The following is a 16,913-nucleotide window of genomic DNA, read 5'->3' as shown; positions in this document are numbered from 1 at the left end:
GAGGAACCGATGTTCTCACGTGACGCTCTTAGCTATGACCCCATTCCCCTGCCGGACCGATGCGACATCAGCGATACAGACATGCTGGGCGCGGCGCAGGCATTTTACGAAAAGATGCGTCAGCGTCATACTGTACGGGATTTCAGCCCCCGCCCCGTTGCCCGTGAGGTAATCGAAACCAGCCTGAGCACCGCGGGTACCGCGCCGTCTGGCGCCAATCACCAACCCTGGCATTTTGCAGCCATCTCGGACCCTGCCCTGAAACGCCGCATCCGGGAAGAAGCCGAAGAAGAAGAACGCCGATTCTACGCAGGTGGCGCCGGGGATGAATGGATCAAGGCACTGGAGCCCATCGGCACCAACGCGGTCAAAGAACATCTGACAATCGCCCCCTGGCTGATCGTGGTTTTTGCCCAGCGCTGGGGGCAATTCGAGGATGGAACGCGGTACAAGAACTACTACGTCCCGGAAAGTGTGAACATTGCCACCGGCTTTCTGATTGCCGCGCTGCATCACGCGGGCCTCAGCACCCTGACCCACACCCCAAACCCGATGCGGTTTCTGAACGACGCGCTGGACCGGCCCGCGTCGGAAAAACCAACCATGATTATCGCGGTGGGACACCCGTCAGAAGGAGCGACTGTGCCTGCTGTGGCAAAACTCAAGAAACCCCTGGAAGAGATTTCATCCTTCTTCTGAGGCTTTCGCGACGCTCGCCAAAAACTCAATTCGAGGGCTGTTCCGCCTTTTTCCGTTCTGGTTGCATCATGCGGTAGCAGTTTATACAGGACACCAGACTGGCGACGACGATGAAAGCGACGGCCATCGCGACCTCGTGCATGTGGGCGGCAGCGGCAAGGCCCGCAGACAACAACACCGCGGTTAAACGCGCGAACGCCTTGACCGCTGCCGATCCTCGCACCCGCTGCTCTTTGGGTGCCACATCCAGAAAATAGAGCTTGCGCGCACTGCTGGTCCCGGTCACAGCAACGGTGACAACGAACAGTGCAATTGCATGCAAATGAACCTGATGGTCGATGCCCAAATAGTGGAACACCAAAAGAACACTGCCTGTTGCGGCGACCATCAATGTCCCGACCACCATGACCGCACGATGGGATTTCATGTTGATGATTTGCCACAGAGGGCCCGATACAAGATATCCCGAAGCGGAAGAGACGATCATCGCGGTCAATCCCTGTGTCGAGCTGTGATGCGCTTCGGCTGCGATGAGCGCGAAGAACGGAACGGACAGCGACACTGCGACCAAGGGCAGACGCATGATCATATAGCGCCGGAACCACTGGTATTCGAACATACCCAGAATACCCTTGATATTCGCCTTAATCGAAATGCCCCTTTCGGACTTCTGCGGTGTCGTCGGCGCACCCTCACGCACGGTTTCTGTCATCGCCAGCATGAACAGACCCGACAGCAGGAAGAACAAAACAGAAACGCCGATCATGACTGAATGGCGCGAAAAGGGTGGATTATCCTTGGTGATCTGATGCACCAGCAACGCAAGGCCAATGGCACATAGCCCCCCTGCACCAAGCTGTAGATATTGCATGACCATGCGCGAACGCGCCTGAACATGGTCCCCTAGCAGATCCGTAAGCATCAAGGTCTGCACTTCGCTGACAAGCCCGATCACAAGAAATACAGACAGGAAAACCACTGCGATCAATGGGACAGCCCCGGTTGCGGCCGCAGCTATTGCAAGAACCAGACAGGCGCCAATGACCGCTTCGGTCAACGCAATTGCATGTTTCTTCCGGCTTCTTGCTGCAAGGGGTTGCGCCAGAAAGAAGTCGGCAATCAAGCAACCGACCATCCGCACCGACACCAGTGCCCCTGCTACAAACATCGGCAACTCGAAGGAAACGGCTAAAAACGGCAAAACAACCAACGGGCTGCCGAGCGTCCAAGCGACCTGAGACAGGATACTTTGCCCGGCCAGGACGGGCACGTTGCGCTTGGTCTGATCGGAAGTTTCGGATGTCATTCGTACTGTGTCTTCGTGTTTTCTGTATTTCCCGTACTTTCAGCCTAAGCGCATCGAATGCTTCAGCCAATAATTCAATAAGACCATCAAAAATCAAAAAACCCGGCCGTTGCGACCGGGTTTCAATGAGTTGGTATTGGGTCAGCTTAAAGCTGCGCCATGACCTCGTCGGTGGCTTCGAAATTGGTCGTGACACGCTGCACGTCGTCATCGTCTTCCAAAGCATCTACCAGCTTCATCAACTTTTGCATGTCTTCCAGGCCCAGTTCCGTCGTTGTGGTCGGTTTCCAGACCAGCTTGGTGGATTCTGATTCTCCAAGCGCGGTTTCCAATGCAGAGGAGACATCGTTCAGATCGGTATCGGCGCACCAGATGATGTGACCGTCATCCGAGCTTTCGACGTCTTCCGCGCCCGCTTCGATGGCCGCCTCGAAAATGGAATCTGCATCCCCTACGGTCACCGGGTAAACAACCTCGCCTTTGCGTTCGAACATGAAACCGACCGAACCGGTCTCGCCCAGGTTGCCGCCATTCTTCGAAAAGGTCGAACGCACGGTCGATGCGGTCCGGTTGCGATTGTCGGTCATGGTTTCGACAATGACCGCAACACCATTGGGCCCATAGCCCTCGTAGCGGATTTCTTCGTAATCGTCACCTTCACCCGCTTGCGATTTCTTGATCGCGCGGTCGATCACGTCCTTGGGGACCGAGTTCGACTTGGCTTCTTTCACCGCCAGACGCAGGCGCGGGTTCTTGTCGGGATCGGGGTCGCCCATCTTGGCGGCGACAGTGATCTCTTTCGACAGTTTGGAAAACAGTTTGGACCGCGCGGCGTCCTGACGCCCCTTGCGGTGCTGGATGTTGGCCCATTTGGAGTGGCCTGCCATAGTGCGTCCTCGTCATCATGTTTGCGTGTTCGGCGCTCATATAGACGTTTGCGGGGGGCAGGATCAAGAGAGCGGCTTGCGACGACCTCACCGCCTTGTATGGTGACGGCATGACGACAGATCAGATCATTCTTTTCGCGCTTTTCATCACTGTCTTCGGAATGCTGCTTTGGGGTCGGTTTCGATACGACCTTGTGGCTTTTGCCGCGCTTATGATCGGTGTCGTGCTGGGTGTTGTGCCGGTCGATGATGCCTTTGCGGGCTTTGGCCACCCAGCGACCATTATCGTCGCGCTGGTGCTTGTAGTCTCTGCCGGTTTGGTCAGGTCAGGTGCGGTATTTCTGATCACCCGAACTCTGGTTGATGCGTCACGGGGGCTGGGCGCGCATATCGCCCTGATGGGCGGGATCAGTGCGATTCTGTCGGCCTTCATGAACAATGTCGCGGCGCTTGCCCTGCTGATGCCCGTGGATATTCAGACCGCGCGAAAAGCAAGTCGGCCCCCGGGCCTTTCCCTAATGCCGCTAAGCTTTGCCACCATTCTGGGGGGCATGGTCACCCTGATCGGCACCCCGCCGAATATCATCATCGCCTCGATCCGGCAGGAAACGCTGGGCGAGCCGTTTCATATGTTCGACTTCGCCCCTGTTGGTGGAATAGCAGCGATCGCCGGTCTGGCGTTTGTCGCGCTGATCGGATGGCGATTGATACCCAATCGCGGCGTGCAACAAGAAACATCCGAGGTTCTGGCCGAATACATTGCCGAACTGACGATCCCGCCGGGCTCTGCCCATATCGGCAAACGGGTCAGCGAACTTTATGAAACGGCCGAAAAATCCGACGTGGCTATCATCGGCCTGATCCGGGATGGGAAACGGCGATATGGCCGGTCAACCCATGCCACACTGAACGATGGCGACGCGCTGGTACTGGAAGCGCGCCCCGAAGCGCTGGACGAATTCCGTTCTGCGCTGAAACTGGATTTCTCGGACACGCGACGGCAGGAGCTGCTGACGGCTGAAGGCGACGGGTTGGAAGTGATCGAAGTGGTTGTTCCGGAAAGTGCGCGCATAGCCGGCCGTACAGCGCAGGGTATCGGGTTGGCTTGGCGCCAGAGCACCGTCCTGATGGGCATCTCACGTCAGGGTCGTCAGATCACCGAACAGGTTCGCAAGACCGAGGTTGAACCGGGCGATATCTTGCTGCTGCTTTGCCCCCGTGATCGCAGCGCCGATGTGACCGACTGGCTGGGGTGTCTGCCTTTGGCCGAACGCGGGTTGAACGTGACGGCAAATGACAAGGCCTTGTTGGCCATCGGTCTATTTGCAGTTGCCGTCTTCGCGGCCAGTGTTGGGTTGATTTACCTTCCCGTCGCATTGGGTCTTGTCGTCATAGCCTTTGTGCTGACCAAGGTCATGCCAATCACAGAAATTTATAACCATATCGAATGGCCCGTGGTTGTGCTGCTGGGCTCGATGATCCCACTGGGCAGCGCTTTGGAAACATCCGGCGGCACCGAGTTGATTGCCAATGCGCTGATTCAGCTGACCAATGGTCTGCCCGCATGGGCGATCCTGACCGTACTGATGGTCGTGACGATGACCTTGTCGGATGTTCTGAACAACACCGCCACTGCTATCGTCGCGGCCCCGGTTGGCATCCAGATGGCCCAAACGCTCGGGGTGTCGCCCGACCCGTTCCTGATGACCGTGGCCGTTGCGGCCTCGGCTGCGTTCCTGACGCCTATCGGTCACAAGAACAACACGCTGGTTCTGGGCCCCGGCGGCTATCATTTTGGCGATTACTGGCGCATGGGCCTGCCGCTGGAGGCTCTGATCATCGTGGTTTCCGTCCCCGCCATCCTTGTCTTCTGGCCATTGTGACGGGTAAAGGCTGTTCATGAAACGCTTTTTGATCCTGCAATTGCGCCCGGAAACGGATGCCTCCGACGCAGAATATGCCTCGATCCTGAACCGCAGCGGGTTGTTACCCGAACGCACGCATCGCATCCGTCTGGATTGCGAAGACCTGCCAGAAGGGCTGAAAGTCACCGATTATGCGGGGATTATCGTAGGCGGCGGGCCGGGATGCGTCAGTGATGACCCCGCGACCAAATCCGCGACGGATGCGCGGATCGAAGGAGCGATCCTGGGTTTGATGCCGCAGATTACCGCGCAGGATCATCCCTTCATGGGGTGTTGCTATGGCCTTGGTATTCTGGCCGTGCATTTGGATGGCAACGTGAGCAAAGCCCGGTATGGCGAGCCTGTGGGACCATCCAGGTGCCGCCTGACCCCCGAAGGACAACAAGACCCGTTGACCGCAGAGTTGGACGCCACCTTTGATGCGTTTGTTGGCCACAAAGAAGCGGTTCAAGCCCTGCCCGAGGGCTGCGTTCACCTTGTTGCGTCCGACCCCTGCCCGTTCCAGATGATCCGCTGGGGCCGGAACGTCTATGCCACTCAGTTCCATCCGGAAGCCGATGCCAAAGACTTTGAACAGCGTATCAACATCTACAGGAACCACGGCTATTTCCCGCCCGAAGACGCGCAGAAACTGATCGACCACTGCCATTCGGCGAAGGTCACGCAGCCGGGCGAAATCCTGCGCCGTTTCGTCCAGCGATACGAGTGACCCAACGGCGTGGTTGCCTGCGCCTTTCCGCCTCGCTTAGGCTGATCTGACGCAACTTTGCGAGGGGTTGATTGCGGATCATCAGGTTGCCATTGCCGGCCGCCCTGTTTCGCTGACCCTGCTTTCGGCCGTCTGTGGCATCATGTTGCCTGCCCTGGATCTGCCGTTCACCGCTTTGTTCCGCCGCCGCTGAAAGGAGTGTTCATGACAAACAATACTGCAGATGCGATTATCGTCGGTTCCGGGTTGGCCGGGCTGGCAGCTGCGGCGGAACTGGGCGACCGGGGCAAGAAGGTGATCATTGTCGATCAGGAACCCGAAACCTTTTTGGGCGGTCAGGCGTTCTGGAGCCTTGGAGGCCTGTTCATGGTCGACACACCCGAACAGCGCCGCATGGGTATACGCGACAGCCACGAATTGGCGCTGCGCGACTGGATGGGCAGCGCGCAATTTGACCGTGGCGAAGACGCATGGCCCCGCAAATGGGCCGAAGCCTATATCGAGTTTGCCGCTGGTGAAATGCGGCCATGGCTGCACGAAATGGGCCTGCGCTGGTTTCCGGTCGTTGGCTGGGCCGAACGTGGCGGGTCTTATGCGACTGGGCATGGCAACTCGGTCCCGCGCTTTCACATCACATGGGGCACCGGCCCCGGCGTTCTGGAACAATTTATCCGACGCGTCCGCGACCATGTCAGCGCCGGATTGATCCAGATGAAGTTCCGCCACCAAGTCAGCCATATCATCATGCAGAACGGAACCGCCAAAGGTGTTTCCGGAGAAATTCTGGCCGATGACACCGCCCAGCGCGGTAGCAAAACCAACCGCGATGAGGTTGGCGAGTTCGAAGTTTATGCCCCATCAATCATTGTCACGTCCGGCGGTATTGGTGGCAATTTTGACATGGTGCGTCAAAACTGGCCCCGGGACCGTTTGGGTGAGCCGCCCAAAGATATGGTTGCAGGGGTGCCCTTTCACGTCGATGGCCGCATGATCGCAATCAGCGAAAAGGCGGGCGGCCATGTCATCAATGGTGATCGGATGTGGCACTACACCGAAGGCGTGCGCAACTGGGACCCGATCTGGCCCGCCCACGGCATTCGTATCCTGCCCGGCCCAAGTTCAATGTGGTTTGACGCCAGGGGCAACCGCCTGGCACCGCCCTGTCTGCCGGGGTTCGACACATTGGGGACACTGCGTGAGATTTTGAAAACCGGGTTTGAATACAGCTGGTTCGTTCTGACCCAGAAGGTGATCAAAAAGGAATTTGCGCTGTCCGGATCGGAACAAAACCCCGACTTCACTTCGGGCAGCTGGAAAGAGGTTATCCGCCAACGCATTCTGTCAGGTTCCAGCGCAACTGCCCCGGTCGAGGCGTTCAAGGAAAAGGGTGAGGATTTTATTGTTGCCAACACGCTGACTGAACTGGTCAACGGCATGAACCATCTGGGAGACACTCCGATAGACGAGGCTCATCTGCGTGCCCAGATCGAAGCCCGGGATTTGCAGGTCGACAACCCCTTTTCGAAAGACGCGCAGATGATGGCGATCCTTGCCGCGCGCAATTATCGCGGAGATAAACTGATCCGCACAGCCAAACCGCACAAGTTCCTCGATCCGGCCAACGGCCCGCTTATTGCCGTCAAGCTGCATATCCTGACACGCAAATCTCTGGGTGGGTTGCAGACCAATCTGGACAGTCAGATGATTGGATCAGAAGGCAACGTCGTACCGGGCCTTTTCGCTGCTGGCGAAGTCGCCGGATTCGGCGGCGGCGGCTATCACGGCTACAACGCGCTGGAGGGCACATTCCTGGGCGGCTGCATCTTTTCCGGTCGCAATGCCGGGCGTTCAAGGGCCGTCGCCTGACGCACTTTCACGGTTACCTGCGCACCAGTTTGATCACCGGCTGGCCCTGCGCATCCAGCAGAGCCAGAGCGTTGCCCTGAATCGCGAATGCCGTGACGTTCTGCAAGGCTTGCAGGAATTGCCGCTCGACCGCGTCCAACGGAGGTGGGCAAGCCATGAGTGTTGCCGCCATGTTGTCAGGAAATGCAATACGATTACCGGAGATCTCGGCCCGACCACTGAACCGGTTGCAGCCACTGCTGCCTGAAAAGACGCCATCCTGATCAAAGACAAGCTCAGGGCGTTTTTCGGTCTCGATAGGCGCACCATTCAGGCCCGAGGCGGTCCATTGGGTGTTATCCAGCGTTGCCGCCCCCTGCCCCTGGACCTGAACCAACAGCAGATCGGCGGCATTCTCTGCCCCATTCGTCAGAACCGGGTACACAGTATCTGTGGTGAACAGCAAGTTTTGCCCCTGCATCACTGAAGCCCGCACGCCATAGCGATGAGCATCCATGATCAGCGCGTCGTCATAGGTCAATTTGAACTGCACGGGCACCCCGCTCAGCGCATACCGTTGCGCGGCAAGAGTGACAGCGGGGGCATCGGCCAGCGAGATATCCTGAAGCTCAACATAAAGGGTTGCGTCCGGTGGCAGTGCAATGCGCTCTCGGTACGTTGCGGTCCCTTCAACAATACCGGCAATAGCGACACTGCTTAAAGCTGCCCAAGTTGCTGCACCCGCCCATATTGCGCGCCCCAAATGCTTCATCGGTCAAATCCTTTTGCAAACCCTCTTCGCAAAAGATCGTGTGCCCTTGGGTCTTTGCAAGATGTGCTTCGCCAAAGTGGCGATTCTGCGCCGAAATCACAAAGGCCAGATCAATGGAATAAGAAGGGATGCCAACAATCCGACCGTCAGGTTAAGCGGAACACCCACCTTCATGAAATCGGTGAACCTGTAGCCGCCAGGGCCGTAGACCATCATGTTGGTCTGGTACCCGATCGGTGTTGCAAAGGATGCCGAAGCCGCCACCATAACCGCAACCACCAACGGGCGCGGGTCCATTCCGACGGCCTGGGCCAGCCCGATGGCTATAGGCGTGACCACAACTGCGACCGCATTGTTGGAAACCAGTTCGGTCAGCACCGAAGTCAGCAGATAGATCGCCCAGATGATCAGGAAGGGCGGCAAAGCGCTTAGTCCCGGTGCCACGGCCTCGACAATCAGTGAAACCGCGCCAGAGCTGTCCAGTGACGCACCGATGGCGAGCATCGCGAAGATCAGCGCCAACAGGCGACCTTCGACAAACGAAAACGCCTCGTCCGCATCGATGCAACGGGTCAGAAGAACCACGGCTACGGCCACAATCGACAACAGCAGGATCGGCGCGACACCCAATGCCGCCAAGACGACGATCCCGACCAGCGCGCCAATTGCAATCGGCGCATGGCTGCGACGGAAGGCGCGTGCAGAGGGCTGGCTGACATCCACCATGTCCATGTCCGCGGCAAGGCGCTGGATATCTGCCGGGGCGCCCTCCAGCAGTAATGTATCCCCTACCCGAACCACCAGATCATCCAACTGGCGACCGATATTCTGATTGCGACGGTGAACGGCCAGCACATAGACACCATACCGGCGCCGAAGTCGCATCATTCCAAGGGTCCGACCCACCAAACGGCATCCGGGTGTGATCAGCACCTCGACCGTCTTGGTCTCGACAGCGGAAACCTGATCCACACGCTTCAGCTCTTTGTTGCTCTGAAGGCTCAGAAGTTCGGTCATCTCGGTGCGCAGAACCACGCGGTCACCGACCTGCAATTCAACGCCCTTCAGATTGCGCCGCAGCGATTCATCGCCCCGGACCACGTCGATCAGACGCACGCCGGGGCGTTTGAACAACTGAACGCCAGTCACTTCACGCCCGATCAGGTTGCTGTCGGGCGGAATGACCGCTTCAGTGAAAAACTTCATTCTGGACCGATCGCTGAGCAGCGAGGCCATGCTGTCCCGCTCAGGCAGCAACCTGGGGGCGATGAAACGCAGATAGATCATGCCGTAGATCACCAGTGCAATCCCCAGCGGCGTGACTTCGAATATCGTAAAAGCTTTCATCCCCTGCGCGCGGGCCACACCATCCACAAGCAGGTTGGTGGACGTTCCGATCAGTGTCAGTGTCCCGCCAAGAATGGCGGCATAACTGAGTGGAATTAGCAGCTTTGACGCGGGTACGTTCAGCGTGCGGGCGATCTGAACAAAAACCGGGATCATGACCACAACAACGGGCGTGTTCGACACAAAAGCCGAGGCCAGCACGACAAATCCCATCAGCAATCCGATGGCAATACGCGGGTTGACCTGCGCCTGCCTTTGCGCGGTCGACGTGAAGGCGTCCAAGGCCCCGGTCCGCACCAAGGCCCCCATGATGATGAACATCGCCCCAATCGTCCAGGGCGCGGGATTGGACAGGACCGCCAGCGCGCTTTGATAGGGCAGGATCCCTGTGACCAGCATCAGTGAGACACCACCGATGGCCACGACCTCGGTCGGATAAACCTCGCGCAGGAACATGACGAACATGCTCGCAACAATCAGCAGCGCCAGAATTGCGCTGCCCGTCTCTGTCAGTGAAAGGAAATTCATTCGTGGTATTCTGTCCGAACCCTGGCCCAAGCGCCTGATGACATGCAGTTTCACGCATTGCGCGTGGCAGGGCAAGCCTGACGTTTGTCAATCAGGCCCGGCTTGTTCCAAACGTCCACCAACGCGCACCATGCGAACAGATTTGGCCTGGCCGTCGCGATCATCCGTTTCGACGAAAACTCCGCTCAGCGTGGCCTCGCCATTGGCAGGGGTAAACCGGGTCTTGGGCATCCCGGTTATGAACCGGCGCATCGGTTCCTGCTTGTCCATACCAATGACCGAGTCATAGTCGCCGCACATGCCCGCATCCGTCAGATAGGCTGTGCCACCTGGCAGAATCTGCGAATCCGCTGTCGGTACATGGGTATGTGTTCCCACCACAAGGCTGGCGCGCTTGTCGCAATAATGACCCATGGCCATCTTCTCAGACGTCGCCTCGCAATGCATATCGACGATGATGGCCTGTGCCTGTCCACCCCGTGGGTGCGACTTCAGGATAGGTTCAATGGCCGAGAACGGGTCGTCGAATGGCCGTTTCATAAAGACCTGCCCCAACACCTGCACCACCAGAACTTTGCGCCCGCCGGGTGCGTTAAACAGCCGGTGCCCGCGCCCCGGCGCACCCTTTGCATAGTTCACCGGGCGCACGATGCGCTGTTCTTTCTCGATATATTGCAGCATGTCTTTCTGGTCGAACGCATGGTCGCCCAATGTCAGGCAATCTGCCCCGGCATCCAGCAGCAGCTTGGCGTGATCGCCGCTCAACCCCATGCCGTTCGACGCGTTTTCGCCATTGATCACAACGAAATCCAGCCGCCATTCGTCGCGCAGGCGCGGCAAATGTTGCTGAACGGCCGCGCGCCCCGCGCGCCCCATCACATCACCAAGAAACAAAATCCTCATGATCCGGGTCGTAGGTGCTGTGCTGGGCAATAACAAGGCGGAACCGTGAAATTTAAGTTGAGCCGAACTTGAAATTGCATGCAGGCGTGGCAAAGTCTTAGCCATGCGCTTAAATCAAAAGGACATGTTGTGAAGCTATTGGCAATACTGACATTCGGCCTTGTGGTCGCTTCGGGTGTTATGGCGCAAGGCACAAAGACATCCATGCCCAATCCCGCAGCAACCTTTTGCGTCGAGAATGATGGGGTTTACCAACTTCGGAAGAACGAAGATGGAAGCGTCTTTGGTATCTGCATCCTGAAAGACGGTACCGAGGTGGATGCCTGGGACTATTTACGCAGCCACTTTCAGCAATGAGGCTTAGAACGTCAGCACCCGGCTTTCGGTGATAACCATGTTCAGCGGCTGATCGGTCGGCTCCAGCGGCAGTTTCTGCGCCTCTTGCGCGTCAAAAGCGAAACCGATTGCCAGTGTCGCGCGCTTGCCTCGCAATCCTTCCAGCGTGCGGTCATAAAATCCACCGCCATATCCCAAACGCCCGCCGTTGGCATCAAAAGCCACCAGCGGCACAATCAGGATTTCGGGGTCGAAATAATCATCAACCTCGGGCACTCTGGCACCGAATGGGCCGTCTTTCAGCGGTCCTTCTGGCGTCCAGCGCGAAAATTTCAGAGGTTTTCCAGCGGCTTGTATCACGGGAACACCGACAGGTCCATAAGCCGCAGCTTCAGCCATGGCAGACACCGGGTCGATCTCGGTTCGGATTGGCATGTAGCCTGACAAGGGCACGCCGCGATAACCCGCCAGAACCTCGGACAAACGTCCGGCCGCACCGGGAACACGCGTGTCGAACGCGACCTTGCGGCGCGCAAATGCCGCTTTGCGTGCAGCTGCTTTGATTTCAGTCAGATCGGTCACAATAGCACCACACTGGCAAGCCCAAGAAAGATGAAGAACCCCATGACATCGGTTGTGGTTGTCACAAAGGTTCCTGACGCCAGCGCCGGGTCAATTCCCAGACGATCCAGCACTACCGGTACTACCGTACCTGCAAAGCCCGCGATGATCATGTTCACGACCAAGGCTGACCCAATCACGACACCCAGCCAAGGTGAACCGAACCACAGCATTCCCACGGTCCCCAGTACAATGGCAAAACAGAGCCCGTTCAACATGCCCACCAGCAGTTCCCGCCTGATAACGCGCATCACGTTTGAGTTGGTCAGGTCGCGCGTCGCCAGTGCGCGCACTGCAACGGTCAGCGACTGCGTTCCCGCATTGCCCCCCATGGATGCAACAATCGGCATCAGGATGGCCAGCGCGACAAGCTGGTCAATTGCCGCCGCAAATTGTGAGATCACCAACGAAGCACAGATTGCCGTGCACAGGTTTACCGCCAGCCAAGGCAGTCGCCGGCGGCTGGTGGCCGCCACACTGTCGGACAGCGAGCTTTCGTCGCTCACACCGGCAAGGCGCAGGATGTCTTCTTCGTGCTCTTCATCCAGAACGACCATCGCGTCGTCGATGGTGATCACACCAACCAGACGCCCGTCGGCATCGACCACGGGGGCCGAGATCAGGTGATACTGGTTGAAGGCATAAGCCACATCCTCCTCGTCCTGATCAACGGGGATGATGTGAAACTCCTCTTCCACCAGATCGCGCAACGGCACTTCACGACGGGACGCCATCAGCTTGCCCAATGTCACCTGCGCTGTTGGTTTCAGGCGCGGGTCGACCAGAACAACATGATAGAACTGCTCGGGCAGATCGTCATTGGCACGCATGAAGTCGATGGCCTGACCGACGGTCCAATGCTCGGGGGCCATGACGACCTCACGCTGCATCAAACGACCAGCAGAACTCTCGGGGTAAGCAAGCGCCTGTTGCGCTGCTAGCCGCTCGGAATCTTCGAGCGCGCCCAGAATGGCTTCCTGCTGCGGTTCCTCAAGATCTTCCAGAAGGTCAACGACGTCGTCGCTTTCCATCTCGCGCACGGCTTCCGCCAGAACCTCGGGGGTCAGAACGGCGATGATTTCCTCGCGAACCGATTCATCCAGTTCAGACAGGATGTCGCCGTCAAATTCCTTATCATAAAGCCGGATCAGCCGGGCCCGGTCATAAGGATTGATCTGCTCCAAAAGGTCAGCGATATCGGCCGCGTGCAGCGGCTCCATCAGCTCAATCAGCTTGTCGCGATCATCCACATCAACCGCATAAAGGATCGCCGCCACGGTCCGGCGATCCAGCGCATACGCGTCTTCGTCCTGGGGCAGATCGTGTTCGGCTTGGTTATTGCCTGTCGTCATGCGCTGCCCCCTTCTTTCGGCGATTGGCCCCTAAATAGAAGAAGCAGCTACCAGAAAACAATGACAATGCGCCGATTTACCCACTTCTTTCGTCTGCCTATGCTACAGCGCGGTCCCAAACAGGTGGAGAACAGGGCAAATGGCGCAAAAGACGCTTTTGAAAGGGCGCGTTCTGAGTTTCACAGGCTCACCCTTTGACGGAGAGCCAACCGAAGCGACCCGGCTGGACGAAGCCGTCGTGATTGACAAAGGACGCGTTGCCGATGTCGGCGCGTCCGATGCGCTGATGCGGCGTCACCCTGATGCCGTCATCAAGGACCATGGCAATCACCTGATCATTGCGGGTTTCGTTGACCCGCATGTGCACTACCCGCAGACCGCCATGATCGCCAGTTGGGGGAAGCGGCTGATCGACTGGCTGAACACCTACACCTTCCCCGAAGAGATGAAGTTTGGTGATCCTGAATACGCCTCTGAAATCGCCAACCGTTATCTGGATCTGACTGCCGCCCATGGCACCACGACGATGTGCAGTTTTTGCACCATCCACCCCGAAAGCGTGGATGCCTTTTTCACTGCCGCGCAGCAACGGGGACAGCGCGTGGTCGCGGGCAAGACCTGTATGGACCGCAATGCGCCTGAAGGCCTTCGGGACACGGCCCAGACAGCCTATGACCAATCTGCCGCGCTGCTGGAGAAATGGCACCGTGTCGACCGCCTGTCCTATGCCATCACGCCCCGGTTTTCGCCCACGTCCACCCCAGAACAGCTTGAGGCCATGGGCGCGCTTTGGGCGGAACATCCCCATTGCCTGATGCAAACACACCTGAGCGAGCAGACAGACGAAATCGAGTGGGTCCGCTCCCTGTTCCCCGATGCCCGGGACTATCTGGACACTTACGAAAAGTTCGGGTTGCTGGGGCAGAACGGACTTTATGGGCATGTCATCCATCTGGAAGACCGGGAACGCGATCGTCTGCGCGAGGTTGATGCGTCACTGATCCACTGCCCCACCTCGAACACCTTCATAGGGTCGGGTCTGTTCGACATGAACGGCTTGATCCACGATGGCCACCGGATCGGTCTGGCCACCGACACCGGTGGCGGATCAAGTTTTTCAATGCTGCGCACCATGGCTGCCGCTTATGAAATCGGTCAGTTGCGCGGGCGCCCCCTGCATCCGGCGCAATTGCTGTGGCTGGGTACAGTCGGGTCGGCGCGCAGCCTGCGGATGGATGATTGCATCGGCAACATTGCTCCGGGAATGGAGGCGGATCTGGTCGTGATTGATCTCGCCTCGACCCCGGCTATCGCCCAGCGCGAGGCTTGTGCAAACGATGTTTGGGAGGCAATCTTCCCGACCATCATGATGGGTGATGATCGGGCTGTGGCCGAGGTCTGGATCGGTGGGCGGAAGGCCGCTTAGGCCTGCAACGCCTTGGCAAGACTGTTTTGACGCTCAATCACGCGGGGCAGGTCAATCGTCGTGACATGCCTATCCCGCACGATCTGGCGGCCTTCTACAAACAGGTGCTTTACCTGCATCGGACCGGCCAGAAGCAGTGCTGCCGGGTCCCAACTGCCTGCGCATTCGATACTGCGCATATCCCAGACAGCGACATCCGCGCGTTTTCCCGGCATAAGCCGCCCGCAATCAGGACGCCCCAGCACATCGGCCCCGCCACGTGTTGCAATCTCAAATGCTTCGCGGGCCGACATCGCATCTGCCCCATTAACCACCCGCTGCAACAGCAGTGCCTGCCGGGCCTCAAGCATCAGATTACCGTTGTCGTTACTGGCCGAGCCATCAGCGCCGAGGCCGACCTTTACCCCCGCATCGCGCATCGCCCGCACCGGCGCGATGCCTGATCCCAGACGGCAGTTCGAACATGGGCAATGAGCGACACCGGTTTTCGTACGCGAAAACAGGTCAATCTCGGCCCCGTCCAGCTTGACGCAATGAGCGTGCCACACATCCGGGCCGATCCAACCCAGATCTTCGGCGTACTGACCGGGCCGACAGCCGAACTGAGCCTGTGAATAGGCGATATCTTCATCGTTTTCAGCCAGATGTGTATGCAACATCACGCCTTTGTCCCGTGCCAGAAGGGCGGCATCTCGCATCAGGTCCCGGCTGACCGAGAACGGTGAACACGGGGCCAGACCTACGCGGCACATCGACCCTTCTGACGGATCGTGAAAAGCATCCACGACGCGGATCATGTCGTCCAGAATGGCAGTTTCTTCTTCCACCAGACTGTCCGGAGGCAGGCCGCCATCGCTTTCACCAATGCTCATCGCGCCACGTGTCGGGTGAAATCGCATCCCCAACTCGGATGCGGCAGCAATCGTGTCCTCCAGCCGCGAACCATTGGGATAGAGGTACAGGTGATCAGAACTGAGCGTACAGCCTGACAGCGCCAGCTCTGCCAAACCGATCTGGGCCGAGGTGAACATCTCGTCCGGTCCGAACTTCTCCCAAATCGGATAGAGTGTCTGAAGCCACCCGAACAGCAATGCATCCTGCCCGCCCGGCACCGCGCGGGTCAACGTTTGGTAAAGATGGTGATGGGTATTCACCAACCCGGGTGTCACCAGACAGCCCGAAACATCGTGAACCTCGCCTTGTGTTTGCAATCCGTGCCCGATCCCCGCGATCTGGCCGTCGCGGATCAGAATGTCCGCCGCGGGGAGTTCCTGCCGGGACTCGTCCATCGTCAGGATCAGATCAGCGTTTTTGAGTAGGATTTCTGTCATGTCGCGCTCCTGCATCTGCCCGTCTCTTGCAAGGAGTGCGAAGGTCGGCGGAAAACGGGCTTAAGAACCGACCGGGAATTATGTACCCGCCATCGGGATCTGCGACAACAGGTTTCAGAACCGACGCAGGATCTTAAGGGCCTCTGCATGTATTTCTGCGTTGGCTGCGGCCAATGCCCGACCGCCCTCATGCGCCGGGCCGCCTTGCCAATCGGTCACAATTCCGCCTGCCGCCTGAATAACCGCGATAGGGGCCTGAATGTCATACGAGTTCAGCCCTGCTTCGATCACCAGATCTGCTTGCCCTGCGGCCAACAAGGCATAAGCGTAGCAGTCCATTCCATATCGGGTCAGTTGCACCTGCTCCGATACGGCCTGAAACCCGGCCCGGTCATCCGGGGTGCCGACTTCAGGAAAAGTGGTGAACAGCGTCGCTTGCGCCAGAGATTTCGTCCCCCGTGTTTGCAGCTTACTGGTGCCCAGTGGCCCTGTAAGCTGCGCACCAGCTGTCGATCCGACAAAGCGTTCGCCAATGTAGGGCTGATCAATCACCCCCATGATCGGCCCGTCTGCTGTGCTGAGCGCGATCAGAACGCCCCAGGTTGGTGTGCCGCTGATAAACCCGCGCGTGCCGTCGATGGGGTCCAGAACCCAGGTTCGGCCACTGCTGCCCTTGTGCGCACCGTATTCTTCACCCAATACGCCATCTTCAGGGCGCAACCGGGACAGCACCTCTCGCATGGCTTTTTCAGCGGCCCGATCCGCTACGGTGACGGGGTCAAACCCTTCGGTCAGCTTGTTCGCAGTTTCCAGATTGGTCTGACGGAAAAAAGGAAGAATGGCCGCGCGTGCCGCTTCGGCCATTTCTTCTGCAATTTCAATGTCGCTTAAACTCGCCGGATGCATGGCACTCTGGTGCGTGCATT

The 16,913-nt window shown here is 58.3% G+C and carries 15 protein-coding genes; 6 read left to right on the top strand and 9 right to left on the bottom strand.

The window, feature by feature from the left end:
• Positions 1-9 precede the first annotated feature (9 nt).
• Positions 10-699, top strand: a complete 690-nt coding sequence (locus tag ACR0NZ_RS00385; RefSeq protein ID WP_480516200.1) for a nitroreductase family protein — start codon at positions 10-12, stop codon at positions 697-699.
• 25 nt (positions 700-724) lie between these two features.
• Here ACR0NZ_RS00385 and ACR0NZ_RS00380 read toward each other — a convergent pair whose 3' ends face one another.
• Complete coding sequence (locus tag ACR0NZ_RS00380; protein WP_480516198.1) at positions 725-2,005, bottom strand: MFS transporter; 1,281 nt, start codon at positions 2,003-2,005, stop codon at positions 725-727.
• A gap of 146 nt (positions 2,006-2,151) precedes the next feature.
• Positions 2,152-2,892: a YebC/PmpR family DNA-binding transcriptional regulator gene (locus tag ACR0NZ_RS00375; protein ID WP_480516196.1), complete on the bottom strand. Its 741-nt coding sequence runs from the start codon at positions 2,890-2,892 to the stop codon at positions 2,152-2,154.
• Positions 2,893-3,002: 110 nt separating this feature from the next.
• On the opposite strand from ACR0NZ_RS00375, the gene ACR0NZ_RS00370 reads away from it, so the two are divergent.
• From ACR0NZ_RS00370 to ACR0NZ_RS00360, 3 genes are all read left to right on the top strand, one after another.
• Positions 3,003-4,775, top strand: coding sequence for an SLC13 family permease (locus ACR0NZ_RS00370; RefSeq protein WP_480516194.1), 1,773 nt, complete (start codon positions 3,003-3,005; stop codon positions 4,773-4,775).
• A gap of 16 nt (positions 4,776-4,791) precedes the next feature.
• Positions 4,792-5,526, top strand: a complete 735-nt coding sequence (locus ACR0NZ_RS00365; protein WP_480475801.1) for a glutamine amidotransferase — start codon at positions 4,792-4,794, stop codon at positions 5,524-5,526.
• Positions 5,527-5,730: 204 nt separating this feature from the next.
• Entirely contained in the window at positions 5,731-7,392 is a 1,662-nt protein-coding gene (locus ACR0NZ_RS00360) for an FAD-binding dehydrogenase (RefSeq protein WP_480516192.1), read from the top strand.
• A gap of 13 nt (positions 7,393-7,405) precedes the next feature.
• On the opposite strand, the gene ACR0NZ_RS00355 is transcribed toward ACR0NZ_RS00360, so the two are convergent.
• From ACR0NZ_RS00355 to ACR0NZ_RS00345, 3 genes are all read right to left on the bottom strand, one after another.
• Complete coding sequence (locus tag ACR0NZ_RS00355; protein WP_480516190.1) at positions 7,406-8,143, bottom strand: YbaY family lipoprotein; 738 nt, start codon at positions 8,141-8,143, stop codon at positions 7,406-7,408.
• A 96-nt stretch (positions 8,144-8,239) separates the two neighbouring features.
• Entirely contained in the window at positions 8,240-10,018 is a 1,779-nt protein-coding gene (locus ACR0NZ_RS00350) for an SLC13 family permease (RefSeq protein WP_480516188.1), read from the bottom strand.
• An 87-nt stretch (positions 10,019-10,105) separates the two neighbouring features.
• Complete coding sequence (locus ACR0NZ_RS00345; RefSeq protein ID WP_480516186.1) at positions 10,106-10,921, bottom strand: TIGR00282 family metallophosphoesterase; 816 nt, start codon at positions 10,919-10,921, stop codon at positions 10,106-10,108.
• A 129-nt stretch (positions 10,922-11,050) separates the two neighbouring features.
• On the opposite strand from ACR0NZ_RS00345, the gene ACR0NZ_RS00340 reads away from it, so the two are divergent.
• Positions 11,051-11,278: a putative hemolysin gene (locus ACR0NZ_RS00340; RefSeq protein ID WP_480475791.1), complete on the top strand. Its 228-nt coding sequence runs from the start codon at positions 11,051-11,053 to the stop codon at positions 11,276-11,278.
• 3 nt (positions 11,279-11,281) lie between these two features.
• On the opposite strand, the gene ACR0NZ_RS00335 is transcribed toward ACR0NZ_RS00340, so the two are convergent.
• Together ACR0NZ_RS00335 and mgtE are read right to left on the bottom strand one after the other, a co-directional pair.
• Positions 11,282-11,839, bottom strand: a complete 558-nt coding sequence (locus tag ACR0NZ_RS00335; RefSeq protein ID WP_480475789.1) for a 5-formyltetrahydrofolate cyclo-ligase — start codon at positions 11,837-11,839, stop codon at positions 11,282-11,284.
• On the bottom strand, positions 11,836-13,230 hold the full coding sequence (gene mgtE / locus ACR0NZ_RS00330) for a magnesium transporter (RefSeq protein WP_480516184.1): 1,395 nt from the start codon (positions 13,228-13,230) through the stop codon (positions 11,836-11,838). Before mgtE ends, ACR0NZ_RS00335 begins: the two co-directional genes overlap by 4 nt.
• Positions 13,231-13,369: 139 nt before the next feature.
• Here mgtE and guaD point away from each other — a divergent pair, with 139 nt between their 5' ends.
• The gene (guaD, locus tag ACR0NZ_RS00325; protein ID WP_480516182.1) at positions 13,370-14,656 is read left to right on the top strand and encodes a guanine deaminase; all 1,287 of its coding nucleotides are present in this window, start codon (positions 13,370-13,372) and stop codon (positions 14,654-14,656) included.
• Here guaD and ACR0NZ_RS00320 read toward each other — a convergent pair.
• A complete protein-coding gene (locus ACR0NZ_RS00320) occupies positions 14,653-15,987 on the bottom strand; it encodes an 8-oxoguanine deaminase (RefSeq protein WP_480516180.1) in 1,335 nt (444 codons plus the stop codon). The two genes, guaD and ACR0NZ_RS00320, sit on opposite strands and share 4 nt — an antisense overlap.
• A 114-nt stretch (positions 15,988-16,101) precedes the next feature.
• Positions 16,102-16,893, bottom strand: coding sequence for a histidinol-phosphatase (gene hisN / locus ACR0NZ_RS00315; protein WP_480516178.1), 792 nt, complete (start codon positions 16,891-16,893; stop codon positions 16,102-16,104).
• Between the last annotated feature and the right edge of the window lie 20 nt (positions 16,894-16,913).

This window comes from Ruegeria sp. AE3 (genome assembly GCF_056542225.1).
Note: the sequence above shows the minus strand (reverse complement) of the source record. Positions and strands in the feature narration are given on the sequence as shown.

What these genes read in the sequence shown, in the direction of transcription:
- ACR0NZ_RS00385 (WP_480516200.1), top strand. Translation starts at nt 10, where the DNA reads ATGTTCTCACGTGACGCTCTTAGCTATGACCCCATTCCCCTGCCGGAC.
- ACR0NZ_RS00380 (WP_480516198.1), bottom strand. Translation starts at nt 2,005, where the DNA reads ATGACATCCGAAACTTCCGATCAGACCAAGCGCAACGTGCCCGTCCTG.
- ACR0NZ_RS00375 (WP_480516196.1), bottom strand. Translation starts at nt 2,892, where the DNA reads ATGGCAGGCCACTCCAAATGGGCCAACATCCAGCACCGCAAGGGGCGT.
- ACR0NZ_RS00370 (WP_480516194.1), top strand. Translation starts at nt 3,003, where the DNA reads ATGACGACAGATCAGATCATTCTTTTCGCGCTTTTCATCACTGTCTTC.
- ACR0NZ_RS00365 (WP_480475801.1), top strand. Translation starts at nt 4,792, where the DNA reads ATGAAACGCTTTTTGATCCTGCAATTGCGCCCGGAAACGGATGCCTCC.
- ACR0NZ_RS00360 (WP_480516192.1), top strand. Translation starts at nt 5,731, where the DNA reads ATGACAAACAATACTGCAGATGCGATTATCGTCGGTTCCGGGTTGGCC.
- ACR0NZ_RS00355 (WP_480516190.1), bottom strand. Translation starts at nt 8,143, where the DNA reads ATGAAGCATTTGGGGCGCGCAATATGGGCGGGTGCAGCAACTTGGGCA.
- ACR0NZ_RS00350 (WP_480516188.1), bottom strand. Translation starts at nt 10,018, where the DNA reads ATGAATTTCCTTTCACTGACAGAGACGGGCAGCGCAATTCTGGCGCTG.
- ACR0NZ_RS00345 (WP_480516186.1), bottom strand. Translation starts at nt 10,921, where the DNA reads ATGAGGATTTTGTTTCTTGGTGATGTGATGGGGCGCGCGGGGCGCGCG.
- mgtE (WP_480516184.1), bottom strand. Translation starts at nt 13,230, where the DNA reads ATGACGACAGGCAATAACCAAGCCGAACACGATCTGCCCCAGGACGAA.
- guaD (WP_480516182.1), top strand. Translation starts at nt 13,370, where the DNA reads ATGGCGCAAAAGACGCTTTTGAAAGGGCGCGTTCTGAGTTTCACAGGC.
- ACR0NZ_RS00320 (WP_480516180.1), bottom strand. Translation starts at nt 15,987, where the DNA reads ATGACAGAAATCCTACTCAAAAACGCTGATCTGATCCTGACGATGGAC.
- hisN (WP_480516178.1), bottom strand. Translation starts at nt 16,893, where the DNA reads ATGCATCCGGCGAGTTTAAGCGACATTGAAATTGCAGAAGAAATGGCC.